This window comes from Bradyrhizobium sp. SZCCHNR1053, from assembly GCF_032381235.1.
In the GTDB taxonomy this organism is placed as follows: Bacteria; Pseudomonadota; Alphaproteobacteria; order Rhizobiales; family Xanthobacteraceae; genus Bradyrhizobium.
This window is the reverse complement of the sequence record NZ_JAUHJM010000015.1, coordinates 44,578-60,245: the sequence shown is the minus strand read 5'-3', so window position 1 is coordinate 60,245 and position 15,668 is coordinate 44,578. Positions and strand designations below refer to the sequence as shown.

General features: G+C 65.7%; 15 protein-coding genes. 5 read left to right on the top strand and 10 right to left on the bottom strand.

Features of this window, described 5'->3' with window-relative positions:
- Positions 1 to 40: 40 nt before the first annotated feature.
- Positions 41 to 937, top strand: coding sequence for a ParB/RepB/Spo0J family partition protein (locus QX051_RS26555; protein ID WP_315740410.1), 897 nt, complete (start codon positions 41 to 43; stop codon positions 935 to 937).
- A gap of 386 nt (positions 938 to 1,323) precedes the next feature.
- On the opposite strand, the gene holA is transcribed toward QX051_RS26555, so the two are convergent.
- The 3 genes from holA to leuS are packed head-to-tail and all read right to left on the bottom strand — an operon-like array spanning position 1,324 to position 5,533.
- Positions 1,324 to 2,352: a DNA polymerase III subunit delta gene (gene holA / locus QX051_RS26550; RefSeq protein ID WP_315740409.1), complete on the bottom strand. Its 1,029-nt coding sequence runs from the start codon at positions 2,350 to 2,352 to the stop codon at positions 1,324 to 1,326.
- A gap of 18 nt (positions 2,353 to 2,370) precedes the next feature.
- Positions 2,371 to 2,922 (bottom strand): LPS assembly lipoprotein LptE, encoded by a 552-nt coding sequence (gene lptE / locus QX051_RS26545; RefSeq protein WP_315740408.1) that lies wholly within the window; start codon positions 2,920 to 2,922, stop codon positions 2,371 to 2,373.
- Positions 2,909 to 5,533 (bottom strand): leucine--tRNA ligase, encoded by a 2,625-nt coding sequence (gene leuS / locus QX051_RS26540; protein ID WP_315778152.1) that lies wholly within the window; start codon positions 5,531 to 5,533, stop codon positions 2,909 to 2,911. Before leuS ends, lptE begins: the two co-directional genes overlap by 14 nt.
- Positions 5,534 to 5,857: 324 nt before the next feature.
- Here leuS and QX051_RS26535 point away from each other — a divergent pair, with 324 nt between their 5' ends.
- Positions 5,858 to 6,844: a GGDEF domain-containing protein gene (locus QX051_RS26535; RefSeq protein ID WP_315740505.1), complete on the top strand. Its 987-nt coding sequence runs from the start codon at positions 5,858 to 5,860 to the stop codon at positions 6,842 to 6,844.
- A 23-nt stretch (positions 6,845 to 6,867) separates the two neighbouring features.
- Here QX051_RS26535 and QX051_RS26530 read toward each other — a convergent pair whose 3' ends face one another.
- Positions 6,868 to 8,565 carry a diguanylate cyclase domain-containing protein gene (locus tag QX051_RS26530; RefSeq protein ID WP_315770619.1) on the bottom strand — a complete coding sequence of 566 codons (1,698 nt, stop codon included), beginning with the start codon at positions 8,563 to 8,565 and terminating at the stop codon, positions 6,868 to 6,870.
- A 112-nt stretch (positions 8,566 to 8,677) separates the two neighbouring features.
- Between QX051_RS26530 and QX051_RS26525 the strand changes: the two genes are divergently transcribed.
- Positions 8,678 to 9,361: a YggS family pyridoxal phosphate-dependent enzyme gene (locus QX051_RS26525; RefSeq protein WP_315759092.1), complete on the top strand. Its 684-nt coding sequence runs from the start codon at positions 8,678 to 8,680 to the stop codon at positions 9,359 to 9,361.
- Between the two features lie 25 nt (positions 9,362 to 9,386).
- Here QX051_RS26525 and QX051_RS26520 read toward each other — a convergent pair whose 3' ends face one another.
- Positions 9,387 to 10,172 (bottom strand): fumarylacetoacetate hydrolase family protein, encoded by a 786-nt coding sequence (locus tag QX051_RS26520; protein ID WP_315770621.1) that lies wholly within the window; start codon positions 10,170 to 10,172, stop codon positions 9,387 to 9,389.
- A 20-nt stretch (positions 10,173 to 10,192) separates the two neighbouring features.
- Positions 10,193 to 10,714, bottom strand: coding sequence for a L,D-transpeptidase (locus QX051_RS26515; protein WP_315770623.1), 522 nt, complete (start codon positions 10,712 to 10,714; stop codon positions 10,193 to 10,195).
- A 275-nt stretch (positions 10,715 to 10,989) separates the two neighbouring features.
- Between QX051_RS26515 and QX051_RS26510 the strand changes: the two genes are divergently transcribed.
- On the top strand, positions 10,990 to 11,676 hold the full coding sequence (locus tag QX051_RS26510; protein ID WP_315716813.1) for a response regulator transcription factor: 687 nt from the start codon (positions 10,990 to 10,992) through the stop codon (positions 11,674 to 11,676).
- Between the two features lie 66 nt (positions 11,677 to 11,742).
- Entirely contained in the window at positions 11,743 to 12,186 is a 444-nt protein-coding gene (locus QX051_RS26505) for a cyclic nucleotide-binding domain-containing protein (protein ID WP_315740402.1), read from the top strand.
- Positions 12,187 to 12,219: 33 nt separating this feature from the next.
- On the opposite strand, the gene QX051_RS26500 is transcribed toward QX051_RS26505, so the two are convergent.
- The 4 genes from QX051_RS26500 to rsmI all read right to left on the bottom strand — a co-directional run bounded on the left by QX051_RS26500 (position 12,220) and on the right by rsmI (position 15,485).
- Positions 12,220 to 13,038: an exodeoxyribonuclease III gene (locus QX051_RS26500; protein ID WP_315778151.1), complete on the bottom strand. Its 819-nt coding sequence runs from the start codon at positions 13,036 to 13,038 to the stop codon at positions 12,220 to 12,222.
- Positions 13,039 to 13,153: 115 nt separating this feature from the next.
- On the bottom strand, positions 13,154 to 14,095 hold the full coding sequence (gshB, locus tag QX051_RS26495) for a glutathione synthase (protein WP_315778150.1): 942 nt from the start codon (positions 14,093 to 14,095) through the stop codon (positions 13,154 to 13,156).
- Positions 14,096 to 14,128: 33 nt separating this feature from the next.
- The gene (locus tag QX051_RS26490) at positions 14,129 to 14,539 is read right to left on the bottom strand and encodes a YraN family protein (RefSeq protein ID WP_315778149.1); all 411 of its coding nucleotides are present in this window, start codon (positions 14,537 to 14,539) and stop codon (positions 14,129 to 14,131) included.
- Positions 14,526 to 15,485: a 16S rRNA (cytidine(1402)-2'-O)-methyltransferase gene (rsmI, locus tag QX051_RS26485; protein WP_315778148.1), complete on the bottom strand. Its 960-nt coding sequence runs from the start codon at positions 15,483 to 15,485 to the stop codon at positions 14,526 to 14,528. Before rsmI ends, QX051_RS26490 begins: the two co-directional genes overlap by 14 nt.
- Positions 15,486 to 15,668 lie beyond the last annotated feature (183 nt).

Genomic DNA, 15,668 nt, shown 5'->3' with positions numbered 1-15,668 from the left:
GACGCAAGCGGAGCGTGACGTGAATCCAAAGGAGAAGGCGATGGCCGACGAGTCGCGATCGCGATTGGGCCGGGGTCTCGCAAGTCTGATCGGTGACGTCGGGCGCGAGGCGGGGGCGCCGCCGGAGCGGCCGCGCAACCAGCGCAAGGTGCCCATCGAGTTTCTGAAGCCCAACCCGCGCAATCCGCGCAAGACGTTTTCCGACGGCGAGCTCGCCGAGCTCTCGGCCTCGATCAAGCAGCATGGCGTGATCCAGCCGATCGTGGTGCGTCCGGTGAAGGGCCAGCACGACCGCTACGAGATCATCGCCGGCGAGCGGCGCTGGCGCGCCTCGCAGGCCGCCGGCCTGCACGAGGTGCCGATCGTTCCGGTCGATGTCAGCGACAGCGATGCCCTGGAGCTCGCGATCATCGAGAACGTGCAGCGCGAGGATCTCAATCCGATGGAGGAGGCGCAGGGCTATCACGCGCTCGCCAACGAGTTCAAACGCAACCAGGAAGACATCGCCAAGATCGTCGGCAAGAGCCGCAGCCACGTCGCCAACATGATGCGGCTGACCAAACTGCCGGCCGAGGTGCAGGGCTTCATCGCGACGGGACAGATCTCGGCCGGTCATGCGCGTGCGCTGATCAACCTGCCGGATCCGATGTCGGCGGCGAAGAAGATCATCGCGGAAGGATTGAACGTCCGCCAGACCGAGGCGCTCGCGCACGAGGAGGGCGTGCCGGAACGCAAGCCGCAGAAGCCACGCAGCTCTGGGGGCAGTGCGCCGGCGGAGAAGAAGGACGCCGACACCATCGCGCTGGAGAAGCGCGTCGGCGATGCACTCGGCCTTTCGGTGTCGATCAGCCACCGCGACCCCGGCGGTACGGTGCAGATCACCTACCGCAGCCTCGAGCAGCTCGACGAGGTGATGCGGCGGCTGGAGCAGGGTTAGGCCGTTAGGTCGTAATTGCTGTTCCGTTGTCGAGATACTTCCTACGAACTCCCGTCAGCTTTGTTGTGACGTCCTCACCACATCGTCATGGCCGGGCTTGACCCGGCCATCCATCTTTTAAGGGTACTCGCTCCAAGAGGATGGGTGCCCGGGTCAAGCCCGGGCACGACGAGTTACTCATTAGGCGACGGGTACGACCAGTGCTTCCTGGTCACGGTTGCCTCTGGTGATCTCGAAACTCTCCTCCGTCATTCCGGGGAGTGCGCAGCACGAACCCGGAATCCATCTCTCGGCAGATCGCTTGGCCCGATGGATTCCGGGCTCGCCGCGCTGGCGCGCGTCGCCCCGGAATGACGTCGGAGATTGGAGCAAGGCCTCGGGCCCACTCATCCCTTGCGCCGCGCGTTCACCGCGATCGACAGCAGCGTTCGCTGCGCGATGGCTGCGGCGAGGCCCGGCTGCTTGCGCATGTCGAGGGCGGCGGTGGCGAGCTGGTCGATGATCGGCAGCAGCCGCGCCGGAGAGAAATTACGCAGCGCCGTCTCGGCGCTCGGCTTTCGTGAGAAATGCAGCCGCGGAAAACCGCCTTCGAGAATGGCCGACACGGGCGTGCCGGATGCGACGGCAAGGGCCGACTTGTGCAGCCATGCCGCATGTCGCTGCGCAGCGGAGATGATGACACCGGGATAGGTGCCGGCGATCATGGCCTTGCCGAACTCGGTCTCGACCATTTCGGGCTTGCCGCCGAAGGCGCCGTCGACGATCGGGTCGAGCTTCATCTCCGAGGCGTCGGCGACGACCGCCATCACATGGTCGAGCGTCACCTCGCCCTCGCCATGGGCGAACAAGGTCAGCTTGCGCAGCTCGTTGCGCGAGGCCTGGCGGTCGCCGCCCAGCAGGGCCATCAGCGAGGCGCGAGCGTCGGGCGCGATGCGCAGGGCGGCGATGCGCAATTCGTCGTCGATCAGCTTGGCGAGATCGCGCTCGGTGTCCGGGTAGCAGCCGATCGCGACCGCCGTTTTGGCCTTCTCGCAAATCTTGCGCAGTGGCGAATCGGGGCGGATGTCGCCGGCCTCGATGACGATGCGGCAGTCCCGTACATTCATCTCGCTGAGCGTCTCGACGCCGCTGGCGAAATTGCGCGAGCCGGCGCGCACCCGGATGGCCCGCCGGCCGCCGAACAGCGGCACCGTCATGGCTTCGTCGACGAGGCGCGACGGTTCCGCGGAGAGCTCGTCACCGTCGAGCCTGACCACGGAGAAGGGATCATCGGGATTGTCGACGGCCGACGCGATAAGGGCCTCAGCACGCTCGCGGACCAGGCCCGTATCCGGGCCGTACAACAGGATCAGCGGCCGGGCGGCGTCCGGTTTGGCCAGGAAGGCATCGATGTCTCGTCCGCGCAACGCGACCACGGCGATGTCAGCCGTGCGTCAGGTGCCGGCGGTGAAATAGGCCGCGAGCCGCGTCTTGATCTTCTCGGCGACTTCCTCGGAGGCGCGATCCTCGGCATCACGGAAGGCGCGCTGGCGGGCGAAGCGCTGGTACGAGCCGGGGATGTCGTAGGAGGTACGCGCGAAGGTCGTACCGGTCATGACCGACTTGTTGGTCGCCAGCTCGACCAGATTGTACTGCACGTCGACGCCGACATTCTCGGTGGTCGGCAGGCCGGTCGTCTGCGAGACGATCAGCGAGGACCGGCTGGTCTGCAATCGCAGCACCAGCTTGTGGGTCGGGGCCGTGCCGGTCGCGGTGCCGTAGAGCTTGAATGCCAGTGCGTTGCGGATACCGACGCCAATGCGCGCCTCGGGGGAGGCGTTCGGCTTGTCGACCGGCGGCAGCTCGATGCCCATCAGCTTGTCGCGCAGGGCAGGGGTGCCGTCGGCGTGCTCCGCGTACATCGGCTGGAAGCAGCCGGCCGTCAGCCCGGCCAAGGCGGCCACGGCAACGAGGCGTGCAGCGATCCGAAACCTAGCCGACGACATTCACGATCCTCTTGGGAACAATGATCACCTTGCGAACGGCCTTGCCGTCCAGTGCTAGTTTTACTGCATCGAGGGCCAAAACGGCAGACTCAATTTCCGGATTCTGCGCGTTGCTGGCGACTGTGACTTCTCCGCGCTTCTTGCCGTTGACCTGGACGACCAGGGTCATGCTGTCCTCAACCAGCAAATCGCGTTCGATTTGCGGCCAGGAGGCCTCCGAGATCAGGCCAGTCTGGCCCAGCACCTGCCAGCATTCCTCGGCCAGATGCGGCATCATCGGCGAGATCAGCTGCACTAGGATGCCGGCGGCCTCGCGAATCGCCCAGGCCAGGTCCGGCGCCGGAGTCGCCGGCCGGCCCAGCACCTCGGCCAGCGCGTTGGCGAATTCGCGGATGTGCGCCAGGCAGACGTTGAAATGCAGCCGCTCGATGCCGCCGGTCACCTTGTCGAGAGCGCCATGCGCGGCCTTGCGCAGCGCCAGCGCGTCTGCGCCGAAGTCGGAGGGACGGGAGGAGGGGGCCTCCTGGCTTGCTGCGACCGATTCGTTGACCAGCCGCCACAGCCGCTGGACGAAGCGGGCCGCGCCCTGCACCCGTTCGTCGCTCCAGATCACGTCGCGATCCGGCGGTGAGTCCGACAGCATGAACCAGCGCGCGACGTCGGCGCCGTAGCTCTCGATGATGTCGTCGGGATCGACGGTGTTCTTCTTCGACTTCGACATCTTCTCGATCGGGCCGATCGTGATGTCCTCGCCGGTGGCGGCCAGCACCGCGCGGCGGCCGTTGCCGCCGACCTCGATCTTGACCTCGGCGGGATTGACGTAGGTGCCATCGGCCTTCTGGTAAGTCTCGTGGACCACCATGCCCTGCGTGAACATGCCGGCGAACGGCTCGTCCATGGCGACGTGGCCGGTGGCCTTCATCGCGCGGGTGAAGAATCGGCTGTAGAGCAGATGCAGGATCGCGTGCTCGACGCCGCCGATATACTGATCCACCGGCATCATCCGGTTGGCGACCGCAGGTGTCGTCGGCGAGGTCTCGTTCCACGGATCGGTGAAGCGCGCGAAGTACCAGGACGAATCGACGAAGGTGTCCATCGTGTCGGTTTCGCGGGTCGCCTTGGCCCCGCATGTCGGGCAGGTGACGTGCCTCCAGCTCGGATGGTGGTCGAGTGCGTTGCCGGGCTTGTCGAAGGTGACGTCATCAGGCAGCACGACCGGCAGGTCCTGCGCCGGCACCGGCACGACATCGCATTTGGGGCAGTGGATCACCGGGATCGGGCAGCCCCAATAGCGCTGGCGCGAGATGCCCCAGTCGCGCAGGCGGAAATTGACCTGGCGCTCGCCGACCGGCGCGCCGCCGCGCGGCTCGCTCTCGAGCCGCCTGGCGACCTCGTCCTTGGCTTGCGCGATCGTCATGCCGTCGAGGAAGCGCGAATTGATCAGGCGGCCGTCGCCGTCGAACGCGGTGTCGGTGATGACGAAGCTCGCTGGGTCCTGGCCCTCGGGGCAGACCACCGGGACATTGCCGAGGCCGTATTTGTTGACGAAGTCGAGGTCGCGCTGGTCATGCGCCGGGCAGCCGAAGATGGCGCCGGTGCCGTACTCCATCAGCACGAAATTGGCGACATAGACCGGCAAGGTCCAGCTCGGATCGAACGGGTGCACGGCGCGGATGCCGGTGTCGAAGCCCTGCTTCTCCGCGGTGTCGATCGCCTCCTGCGCGGTGCCGATCCGCTTGATCTCGGCGATGAACGCGGCGAGCTCCGGGTTCCTCGCCGCCGCGGCCTGGGCCAGCGGGTGGTCGGCCGAGATCGCCATGAACTTGGCGCCGAACAGCGTGTCCGGCCGGGTCGTGAAGATCTTCAATTCGGTCTCGCCGGCCGGCGTCGTCGCCGGATCCAGCGCAAAACGGATCAGCAGGCCTTCCGAGCGGCCGATCCAGTTGCGCTGCATCAGCCGCACCTTGTCGGGCCAGCGGTCGAGACCATCGAGCGCGTCCAGCAGCTCCTGCGAGTACTTCGTGATCTTGAACACCCACTGGTTCATCTCACGCTGTTCGACCACCGCACCGGAGCGCCAGCCGCGACCGTCGATGACCTGTTCGTTGGCGAGCACGGTCATGTCGACCGGATCCCAGTTCACCTTGCGCTTCTCGCGCTCGACCAGCCCCGCCTGCATGAAGTCGAGGAACATCTTCTGCTGGTGCTTGTAGTAGGACGGATCGCAGGTCGCGAACTCGCGCGCCCAGTCGAGCGACAGCCCGATCGAGCGCAGCTGCTTCTTCATCGCGGCGATGTTGTCGTAGGTCCACGCCTTCGGCGCCACCTTGCGCTCGATCGCGGCGTTCTCCGCCGGCAGGCCGAACGCATCCCAGCCCATCGGGTGCAGGACGTTGAAACCCTTGGCGCGCATGAAGCGGGCCAGCACGTCGCCGAGCGTATAATTACGGACGTGGCCGATATGGATGCGTCCCGACGGATAGGGAAACATCTCGAGCACGTAGTATTTCGGACGCGGATCGTCGTTCTTCGTGGCGAAGATCGCCTTCTCGTCCCACTGGCGCTGCCAGCGCGGCTCGGCTTCACGGGCGTTGTAGCGTTCGGATGTCATGGAATCGCTTATAATTTTCGAGGATTCGCGTCGTTTGAAGACGGCGGACTAGGCCACAAAAGCGGCAGCCCGGTCAATGGGGCGACAGATGATGATACCATTTTGGGCATCTGCTAAGCGACGGTAATCGTGAGTTTTTTTGCGGGCTCTGCCGGCAGTGTCGAAGGTCCGATTGAGGCACGGTTAAGACTTGAATGGGAGACTGAGTGCATACATCCAGGCATCCGCCCGCATCTGGGGTCACTCCACATCGTGTCCGGCGCTACGTTCGACGAGCTTGACTTCGAGTACGCGACGACGGTCGCGGAAAAGGCCATGAAATCCATGGCTCAACAGCGCGTGCCACCGACGCCTAACAACTTCCATCTGTGGTTCAAGTACTCCCTGGGCTCGGCGTCGGACCTCAAGCGCGCCGTCGACATCCTGGTCAGCAACAAGCGCAAGTTCGACAAGACCACCAACCAGGCGCTGTTCGACACGTACATCGGCCAGCAGGGTACGGAAGCGGCCGTCGTCCACAAAGTCTCGCAGCAGTTGCATGGCGTGATGGACTCCGCCAAAAGTTATCTGACCGCCGCGATCGCCGACAACCGCACGCACATGGCGGCGATCGATGGCGTTGCCGAACGCAGCGAGCAGGGCGTCGATCCGAAGATCCTGATCGAGAACCTGGTCAGCGAGCTCGCCCAGGCGACCGCGCGTGCTGCGAAACTCGAAGTGAGCTTTGCCGAAAAGTCACGCGAGCTCGACACCATCAGGGACTCGCTCAACAAGTCCGAGCAGCGCGCGCGCACCGACACGCTGACCGGATTGCCGAACCGCCGCGCGCTCGAAGAGTTCTTCCGCCACGCGCAGATCGAGGCGATGGAGCGCGACGAGCCGCTCAGCATTCTCCTGATCGACGTCGACCACTTCAAGAAGTTCAACGACAATTACGGCCATGGCGTCGGCGATCAGGTGCTTCGCCTTGTCGCCAAAGCCTTGCGCGAGCGCGTCCGCGACAACGATCTTCCGGCGCGCTATGGCGGCGAGGAACTGATCGCGGTGCTGCCGCAGACCGACCTCGAAGGTTGCACTGTCATCGCGGAGCGGATCCGACGCACCATCGCCGACTGTCAGTTCACGCGTCGCTCGACCGGCGAGGTGTTGCCGCAGATCACGGTGTCGATCGGCGTCGGCCAGTTCCAGTTCGGCGAATCGATGGCTGATCTCATCGACCGTTGCGACCGCGCGCTGTATCTCGCCAAGAAGCTCGGTCGCAACCGCGTCGTCACCGAGCTCGAGCTCGACCGCAAGCTCGCGGTCGGCTGATTGCGGGCCGCGGCCGCAGCGCCCTATCCGGCGCACACCACGCCGCTCCTGTCGTCAGCGAAATCCGCGAAGCCATGTGCAACCACCGTGTTGCGGCCGCGATGCTTGGCCGCATAGAGCGCGGCGTCGGCGGCTTCGATCAGGTCGGAGGGCATCAGCGATTCGTTCGGCCGCGTCGAGGCGACGCCGACGCTCACGGTGACGCATTGATGCGCCGAGGTCGCATGCGGCAGCTCGAGCTCCAGCACCGCGGCGCGCACCTGCTCGCCGATCGCGAGCGCCTCTCTGGCACCCATGCCCGGCAACAACAGGCAGAACTCCTCACCGCCATAGCGGCCGGCGAAAGCCGTCATCGCGCCGGCGATCTGCGACAGCGTCTCGCCGAGACGTGACAGGCAGGCGTCACCCTCGGGGTGACCATAGGTGTCGTTGTAGAGCTTGAAGTGGTCGACATCGATCATCAGCAGCGACAGCTCGGTGCCGGCCTGCTGCGCGCGGCTCCATTCGACGTCGATGCGGTTCTGGAAGCCGCGGCGGTTGGCGAGGCCTGAGAGCATGTCGATCGACGCCATCACCGTCAGCCGGTCATTCGCGGCGACCAGCTCGCGCTCGCGCTGGCCAAGCTTGGCGGCCATCGCATTGAAGGACTTTGCCAGCGGCACGAACTCCGACGGCAGATGCTTGGTGGTGACGCGCGCCGACCAGTGGCCATGGCCGAAGCGCTTGGCGGTCGCGGCGAGCATGCTGACGGGCTTCACGATCAGCTTCTCGGCGGCGATCAGCGCGCCGAGCAGCACGATCAGGCACACGAGGCCGGCCTGCAGATAGGCGTTGCGGATCTCGCGGTCGATGGCGGCGGTGACGCGGGTCTCATCGATGCTGACGATCAGCCGCGATCCGGTGTCGGCGATCCGGGTGAAGGTGATCGCGCGCTTGGATCCATCCGCCGCCGTGAAGCCCATCGTCTCGGTCGGCTTCCCCGAACTCAGCGCGGTCTCGGCAACGGCCGACAACAACGGCACGCTGTCGAGCGGCCGGCCGATCAGCTCGGTGCGGTCGACGGGCGCTGCCAGCACGGTTCCTTCGCTGTCGACCAGCACCGCCGTGATGCCGGGGCGGCCGCCAAGATTGTTCATGATCTTGGACATCCATTCCAGGTTCACGCTCGCCAGCATCACCGCGTCCGGCTCGCCGGTGATGGCGCCGACCGGATAGGCGGCCATGACGATCGGCACGTGCGACGGTTTCGACAGCAGGTAGTCGCTGAACACGAAATCGCGTGATTCCTGGGCGCCACGGAAATACGGCCGGTCGCTGAAATCGAGCCCGACATATTGGTTGTTGGTCGAGCACTGGATGCGGCCGTCGCGGCCGGCGATCATCAGGGTGCGGATCCAGGGCAGGGTCGCCGGCAGGCTGGCGCGCATCATGTCGCAACTGCGGCTCACGCCGGTGCTCGACGCCCGGACATAGGCGGTCGACTTCAGCACCGTCTCGACCGACATGATGACCTCGCGCTGCATGTCGGCGCTTTGCCGGGCGAGGCCGAAGAATTCCTCCGATGCGAGCGCGATCTGCCTTGTCCTGGCGCTTTCCAGGGAGCGCGCGCGTTCCAGCATCAGCGGCGCCACCAGGATCAGGGCGAGCAGCGCCAGTCGGGCGCGGATCCCCATCAGCCGGTTCAGCTTCACTCTATTGCGATTGAAGCGGATGCTTGGCATTTCTTTCCCCTACCCCGACCGTGCAGGGTAAGGAGAAGGGCTCAAGAACCCTTTCTCGAACTCTGTAAAATTGCAGCCAAACCCGCAAATCTAACGACCGACGGACGCCATCGTGCCTGAATTGAACGCCTCATCCCCGTCCTCGCCGTCTGCGCTCGCCGCCGTCGAGCAGGAGATTCTGCGCGCCTGCCGCGATGCCGAGCGCGATCGCGCCTCGGTCACGCTGATCGCCGTGTCGAAGACCTTCGATGCCGAGGCAATCGAGCCGGTGATCGCGGCCGGACAGCGCGTGTTCGGTGAAAATCGCGTTCAGGAAGCCAAAGCCAAGTGGCCGCCACTGATGGCCGCGCATCCGGGACTCGCACTGCACCTGATCGGGCCGCTACAATCCAACAAGGCCAAGGAGGCGGTGGCGCTGTTCGAGGCCATCCATTCGGTGGACCGGCCAAGCCTGTGCGCGGCGCTCGCCAAGGAGATTTCCGCCCAGGGCCGGCATCCGCAGCTATTCGTCCAGATCAATACCGGCGAGGAACCGCAGAAGGCGGGAATCGCACCCGGCGACGCCGACGCCTTCATCGCCGCCTGCCGCAAGGACTACGGGCTCGCGATTTCAGGGCTGATGTGCATTCCGCCGGTAGAGGATGCGCCCGGTCCGCATTTCGCGCTGACCGCCAAGATCGCCGCCCGCAATGGCCTTGCGCATCTGTCGATGGGCATGAGCGCCGACTTCGCCACCGCCATCCAGTTCGGCGCCACGCATGTCCGTGTTGGCTCGGCGATCTTCGGGCATCGCTGAAGGGGGGCGCAATCACGGCCGGCCCCTACTCGAACCGCACCGATACCTGCCCCAGATCGCCGAAATCGGCCTCCATGTGGTCCCCGCTGCCGATCGGCAGCGGCGCATGACAGGTGCCGGTCGTGACCACCTGCCCTGCCCGCGCGGGCACGCCAAGCGCGCTGAGCTCGTTGACCAGCCAGGCCAGCGCTATCAGCGGATCACCAAGCACGTTGCGGCCGTGGCCGATGAAGGTCTCGCCACGCAGCGCGATGCGCGGCCGCTCCGCGATCAGGTCGCGGCTGCGCCAGTCGGCGGTGGTGGCCTCGCCCAGCACGAACAGATGCGCGCAGGCATTGTCGGCGATCAGTTGCGCCTCGCCGGCGCTGACGAAGTCGGCGAACCGCGAATCCGGGATCTCGATCGCGGGATGCAGCGTGTCGACCGCGGCCAGCACCTCTGCGACATCATAGGGTGTCGGCCGCGGCAGCAGGTCCGCTCCCAGGCGGAACGCGAACTCCGGCTCCGCGACCCGCATCGCGTTACCGGCCATCGCTGCGGTGCCACCCGCCGGCAACACCGTCTCGGCCAGGATCCGCCCGGCCATCGGACCGGCGACATTGATATGGCGCTGGCCGGCCTCGCTGGTCGCCGCAATTTTCCAGCCGAATAGTGGCTTGGGCGAGTGGCGCTCGAGCTCGGCCTGGATGGCATAGCCCTCGGCGCGGTCCCTTGGACGCAGCTCCGGCGGCAGCGCTGCGAGCTTCCGGCCTTCGTTCCAATGCTGACGCAGAAGGCCCGCGGCGCTGGCTGGCTCATCCGGTGCGCGCATGCCGTCCTCCCCTTCTCTTGTTATTGGATGACGATCCTGGTGCGCGGGCCGATCCTTTGCAACAGACGCAGCATCGCCGGGCGGGTCATGGCCACGCAGCCTGCGGTCGGGCGGAAGTTCGGTCGCGCCAGATGCAGGAACACGGCACTGCCGCGGCCCGCGATCCGCGGCCGCGTGTTGTGGTCGATCTCGATGATGAAATCGTACAGATGGTCCTGGCGCGCCAGCCGGTCTCCGGGCCGGTCGCCGCGCAGCCGGATCGCCTGGTTGTAATGCCGGTCGGCCGGGTCCTCGCACCAGGCATCCTCCGGACCGATCGGCCGAACCGGCAGGACCGTGTGTGGGCGGGGGTGACGGTCGGCCCGCCACCACAGCCGCCGCGGCCGGAACACGCCTCGTGGCGTACCACCATCGCCTTCGCGCTTGTTGGCCAGGATGCCGCCGCGGCCGAGCGCCACCGGGATGACCTGGCCCCAGACCTGGAGCCAGCCGCGCTGCCGCGACCCGGCTTTGGTGCGAATCGAGATCCGCGATGCTGGCATGCCAAGCTTTACCTTCGATAACGACATGAAACAACGTGCCTTTTCATTGCCATGGATTGCCCGGTAATTGCCTTAATGTCGGCAAATGGTCCGCCGCGAGGGTCGAACAGGACAATCATCTCAATCCCTGCTCAATTCTGGAGTAGAGTCCCGGGCGCTTGTGAATCGGTAACAGCCCCCTACTTCAAGACGGAACAGGGCTGATGAGCCTGTTTGCCCACCGTTTGACGGCGCCACCCATCCGATCCCGCCGGCGCCACCTAGAGGATTGTACAATGGCCAATGCCCGCAAGATCCTGATCGTGGATGACGACACCGATCTGCGCGATGCCCTGATGGAGCAGCTCTCGCTGCATGACGAGTTCGAAGCCCAGGCCGTCGATACCGGCGCCAAAGGCGCCACCGCCGCAAAGGCCAATTCACCCGACCTGGTTCTGATGGACGTTGGCCTGCCCGACACCGATGGCCGCGAAGTGGTGCGGTCCCTGCGCAAGGGCGGCTTCAAGGCGCCGATCATCATGCTGACCGGGCACGATACCGATTCCGATACGATTCTCGGGCTCGAATCCGGCGCCAACGACTATGTCGCCAAGCCCTTCCGCTTCGCCGTGCTGCTGGCCCGCATCCGCGCCCAGCTTCGCCAGCACGAGGCCAGCGAGGACGCGGTGTTCTCGGTCGGCCCCTACAGCTTCCGGCCGGGCTCGAAGATGCTGACGGGCGCCAACGCCCGCAAGGTCCGTCTGACGGAGAAGGAAACGGCGATCCTGCGCTTCCTGTATCGCGCCGGCCAGCAGCCGGTGTCCCGCGAGACCCTGCTCCAGGAGGTCTGGGGCTACAATTCTGGCGTCACCACCCACACGCTGGAAACGCACATTTACCGTCTGCGGCAGAAGATCGAGAAAGATGCCGCGAATCCAGAGATTCTGGTGACGGAGGCCGGTGGCTACAAGTTGGTACCGTGATAGGTTCGGGGATGGCGGTTTCGCCATTTATGATATTGGTTCCATTCCGCCTTCCCCGGGCCCTTGATGTCGATCGAAGACGATATTGCGCTATTGGAGCGCGTCCCAACATTGCGCCTGCTGGGAAGCGACTCGCTTCGCATGATCGCCATCGGCTCCGAGCAGCGTAACATCCAGAGCGGCGAGACCCTGTTCCGCGAAGGTGACACCGCCGATTGCGGCTATGTCGTCCAGCGTGGGTCATTGCGCATCAGCGACGAGGTCGGTGCCGAGATCGTCGCCACGCCGACCATGCTGATCGGCGAGCTGGCGCTGCTGGTCGAGATGCGGCGCCCGGCGACCGCGACGGCCCTGGAATATTCGACCGTGGTGCGGATTTCGCGCAGCCTGTTTCAGCGTGTGCTCGAGAGCGACGCCATGGCTGCGCGACGGCTGCGCGACGAGTTCGCCCACCGCGCCAGCCGAATCGCCAATGACATCATGGCGGCCGGGACCAAGCTGACGTCGTGATCTTCTTGTCCGGGCGGGTCAGCTTCGCTTTCGCTACGACACGTCCAGCGTCACCGTGACCGGCACATGATCCGACGGCCGCTCCCAGCTGCGGGCGTCGCGCAGGATACTGAAGTCGCTGACCCGGTCCTTCAGTGCGCGTGACACCCAGATGTGGTCGAGCCTTCGGCCGCGATCACCGACGGTCCAGTCGGCGGCACGGTAGCTCCACCAGGTGTAGACCTTCTCCGACATCGGGATGCGCTCGCGGGCGACGTCGACCCATTCGCCATGGGCCTGCGCCGCCAACAGCTTCTCGCATTCGACCGGCGTGTGCGACACCACCTTCAGGAGCTGTTTGTGCGACCAGACATCGTGTTCATGCGGCGCGACGTTGAGATCGCCGACCAGGATGTGCCGGTCGTCGCCGCGCGGATGCAGCGGCTCGCACGCCTTCATCTCGTCGAGGAATTGCAGCTTGTGCTCGAATTTCGGGTTGAGCGCGGGGTCGGGAATGTCGCCGCCTGCGGGCACGTAGAAATTGTGCAGCACCAGCGGCTGCGCGAGCTGCGCCTTCTCGCCGAACGCCACCGTGATGTGGCGCGAATCCACCTTGTCGCAGAAGGTGCGGACGTTGGTCTCCTCGAACGGCCATTTCGAGATCACGGCGACGCCGTGATAGCCCTTCTGCCCGTTCAGCGCGACGTGCTCATAGCCGAGCCGCTTGAAACGCTTCAGCGGGAAGGCGTCGTCGATGCACTTGGTCTCCTGCAGGCACAGCACATCGGGCCTGACCTGCTTGATGAGCTTGGCGACGAGGTCGATGCGCAGGCGCACCGAATTGATGTTCCAGGTGGTCAGGACGAGACGCATGAGACCCGCGTCATATCATGAAATGCGTCGATGTCGGCGATTCCGCTCCGCTTCTGACGCATCGGAATGACCGCGTTGGCTGGCCTTATCCCCAGCCATGTGGGACGGTGCCTGATCAGCGCCGCTTGCTCTCGATGACGTCCCATACGCGGGCGGCGATGTCGGGGCCCCCGAGCCGCGAGATCGCGCGGATGCCGGTCGGCGACGTCACGTTGATCTCGGTGAGGTTGCCATCGATGACGTCGATGCCGACCAGCAGCAGGCCGCGCGCGCGCAATTCCGGACCCAGCGTGTCGCAGATCTCGCGCTCGCGGGCGCTGAGATCGGTGGCCTGCGCGGCGCCGCCGCGCACCATGTTGGAGCGCAGATCGTCCGCCGCCGGCACGCGGTTCACGGCGCCGGCGAACTCGCCGTCGACCAGGATGATGCGCTTGTCGCCATGCTTCACCTCGGGGAGGAAGCGCTGGATCACCCAGGGCTCCCTGAAGGTCACCGAGAACATGTCGAACAGCGAGCCGAAATTCATGTCCTGCGGCATCACCCGGAACACCGCCGCGCCGCCATGGCCATGCAGCGGCTTCATCACGACAGCGCCGTGCTGATCGCGGAAGGCGTTGATCTCGTCGAGGTCGCGCGAGATCAGGGTCGGCGGCATCAGCTGCGGAAAATTCATCACGAACAGCTTTTCCGGCGCGTTGCGCACGCTCGCGGGATCATTGACCACCAGCGTCTTCGGATGGATGCGCTCGAGGAAATGCGTCGAGGTGATGTAGGCGAGATCGAACGGCGGATCCTGGCGCAGCAGCACGACGTCGAACGAGGTCAGCGCCGTCGGCTTGGGCTCGCCGAGCGTGAAGTGGTCGCCGACCTGGTCGCGCACGGTCAGCGCCTGCACCGGCGCGTACAGCTCCTCGCCGCGCAGCGACAGCTTGTCCGGCGTGTAGTAGCACAGGCCATGTCCGCGCCGCTGTGCTTCGAGCAGCATCGCAAAGGTCGAGTCGCCGCGGATGTTGATGCGCGCGATCGGATCCATCTGGACGGCGACATTCAGTTTCATGGGCAGGTCCCTGCTCTCTGCAGTCAGTTCATGTCAGGTGCTGGCGTCGAAGGCCGCCATCAGATGGCGCGGCAGGCTGCGCGGCGCAACCAGAATCGCATCGAAGCGCAGCTCGAATTCGGCATGGTCCGGATGAGCCATCAGCCAGGCCTGGGCGGCATCGATGATGCGCTGCTGCTGGCGAGGCGTCACGGCATAGGCCGCATCGTCGAGCGAGGCGCGCGCCTTGACCTCGACGAAGGCGACCAGGCTGCGCTTGCGCACTATGATGTCGATCTCGCCATGGGGCGTGCGGAAGCGTCTGGCGAGGATGCGGTAGCCCTTGGCGATCAGCAGCGCTGCGGCACGGGCTTCCGCCGACAATCCGGTGCGGAAGGCGGCGACGCGCTCGGGTGCCGCCGTCTTCGCCGGCTTGTCTGGGGAGGCACGCTCAGTCTTCGCCATCGGCCTCCCCCGACCGCGCGCCCTTCGAGAGCTCGAGCGCGCGCGCATACACCTCGCGTCGCGGCCGGCGCGACAGCTCGACGGCATGCATCACGGCGTCCTTGACGCTCGATCGCTGCAACAGATCCCTGAGCACGGCGTCCAGCGCGTCCTGGGTCAGCACCTCGGCATCGCGCGGCGGTGGACCGATCACCAGCACGAATTCGCCGCGCGTTTCGAGATCGCCGGCCCGTGCAGCGAGATCGCCGATTGCTCCGCGCAGCACCTCTTCGTGCAGCTTGGTGAGCTCGCGGCAGATCGCGGCCTGACGCCCAGCCATGGCATCGGCGAGATCGGCCAGCGTCTCCTGCACCCGGCTGCCCGCCTCGAACAGAACCAGCGTCGCCTCGATCCGCGCGAGCTCGGACAGCCGCGTGCGCCGCGCCTGCTGCTTGGCCGGCAGGAATCCCTCGAAGAAGAAGCGGTCGGTCGGCAACGCCGCCACGCTCAGCGCCGCGAGCACGGCGGAAGGTCCCGGCAGCGCGGTGACGGCGTGTCCGGCCTCACAGGCCTCGCGCACCAGCTTGTAGCCGGGATCGGAGATCAGCGGCGTGCCGGCGTCCGACACCAGCGCGATGGCTGCCCCTCTGGCCAGACGTTGCAGGATCCGCGGCCTGACCGCTTCGGCATTGTGCTCATGATAGGCTGCGAGTTCCGCGCCCAGGCCGTAGCGCTCCGTCAGGCGCCGCGTGATTCGCGTGTCCTCGCAGAAGATGATGTCGGCGCCGGCCAGGGTTTCCAGTGCACGCAGCGTGATGTCGCCGAGATTGCCGATCGGCGTTGCCACCAGATGCAATCCAGGCCGTGCCTTGGGCGCCACGACGATTTGACCCGCCACCAGGTAGGTCGACGTGGTGGAAGATTTGCCGTCGTCTAGCGACGTCTTGGGGATTGCCTTCGCGCCCATCGAGGTAATTTAAAGGGCATGCCGCGGGATTGCCACAGGGGAACAGCCGCGCAGCAATTTTGAAGTTCCGATCGGCATGGGCGCGTGGCCGTTCATCGAATCTTCAAGTCCGAAACTGCACGTCAATGGGGATGTGTACGAGCGGGGGATAGGCCGTGCAAAACGTCGAATTGATCGGCTCTG